A 1,352-nucleotide genomic window follows, 5' to 3' on the forward strand; every position below is an offset into this window, starting at 1 on the left:
GGAATACCGCCGGGTGGTGCGCGACCTGCTCGGGGATGCCCTTGCCGCCGACGAGTCCGGCCCGAACGATTTGGTAGGCGTCGCGCTTGTACCGTTCGGAGCAGGATGGGCAGACCGATTCGCGGCGGTTGCCGCAGGGTTTGTAGATGACCCCGTCCGGCATGTCGGCAGTGTGCCGTTCGTCGAGGATGCGCCGGGCGGCGAGGTCGATGGTGAGCATGGTTCCGGCCAGCCGGACCGGCCGCGTGCACGCCGACGCCGCCTTGACGTGCGACAGCCAGGCTTCGTAGTCGGGGCGGGCGGCGCGGGCGACGGCTTGCAGCCGCACATCGGTGGAGCGGGCCAGCTCGGCCAGACGTGCTGTCATCGCCCGGCCCGCCCGGTCCGCCAGGTGCGCCAGCGGCGGCAGAGCAGGTGCGCGCCGTAGTCGGCGAGTGCCGCGATGACAAGCTCACCGCACACCCGGCAGGGATACGCCGCGCGTTCCGCCGCAACGGGTGGGCAGGAATGTCTAGCGGCACCCTCCACAAAGGTCTCGTTGCGGATGACGATATGTGTCCGGCACGCCGGGCATTGCCCGGCCACCGGAGCAACACGGCGGCAATCGACCACCACGCCTGCGGAACCGGAGCTGACGGTCCGAGGTTGCTGGCACGCCCCGCCGGGCTCGACAGCGACAACTGTGCGCCGGGTGTCGATGGTGTGCGGTACTGGCGAAGCCGGGCAGGTGTGCATGACGTGGACGAGGTCGACGGTGACACGGCTCATCGGGCACCCCCGCAGATGGGGGTCGGCTCGACGCTGCATGCGCCAGCCGGGGCGGGTGCGGTGAGCGGGGTACGGCGGACCCGGCCGGCGTCGGTGACCCAGGCCCGGACGGCCGGGCGGTGGCGGCGGCAGGCGGACGCGATGCGGTCGGGGTTGCCGACCGGCCCGGCTTCGTAGACGACGACCGCTGGTGCCGGGCAGCCGAGGGCGGCGCAGAGGGTGTCGGCGAACGTGCGGCCCATCAGGTGCTCTTTCCGAGATGGTGAGGTCGGGGTCGGCTCGACGCTGGGGGCCGTACCCGAAGCAGGGGCTTCGGGTACGACGCTCAACGTGGAGACGGTCACCGGGTCGCCTTGATGGGGCGGCCGTTGACGGTCGGGATTGTCGTGGTGGGGCTGTCCGGTCCGAGGTCCAGGACGGCCAGGGCTTGGGCTGCTTGGTCGGAGTTCACCCGCAGGCGGGCGGCGAGTTGTCCAGCGGTGATCGCGGTGCCGTGCTCGGTGCGGTACTGCCGGGCGGTCTCGCGGGCCTTAGCCAGCAAAGCCGGGTCGACGGCGTAGGGCAGGGGCAGCTGTGCAGGCTCC

3 protein-coding genes are annotated in these 1,352 nt (G+C 71.7%); all 3 read right to left on the bottom strand.

Translation table 11 applies throughout. The features are described from left to right. The coding region (locus AB0M20_RS43805) for a replication initiator (protein WP_364307439.1) at nt 1-367 on the bottom strand (367 nt) is incomplete at its 3' end. Between the two features lie 397 nt (nt 368-764). After that, nucleotides 765-1,010: a hypothetical protein gene (locus AB0M20_RS43810; RefSeq protein WP_364307441.1), complete on the bottom strand. Its 246-nt coding sequence runs from the start codon at nt 1,008-1,010 to the stop codon at nt 765-767. Between the two features lie 98 nt (nt 1,011-1,108). Continuing rightward, nucleotides 1,109-1,352 (bottom strand): hypothetical protein (locus AB0M20_RS43815; protein ID WP_364307443.1); only part of this gene is annotated, 244 nt, incomplete at its 5' end.

The organism is Actinoplanes sp. NPDC051633 (assembly GCF_040681735.1).
Taxonomy (GTDB): Bacteria; Actinomycetota; Actinomycetes; order Mycobacteriales; family Micromonosporaceae; genus Actinoplanes.

What these genes read in the sequence shown, in the direction of transcription:
- AB0M20_RS43810 (WP_364307441.1), bottom strand. Translation starts at nt 1,010, where the DNA reads ATGGGCCGCACGTTCGCCGACACCCTCTGCGCCGCCCTCGGCTGCCCG.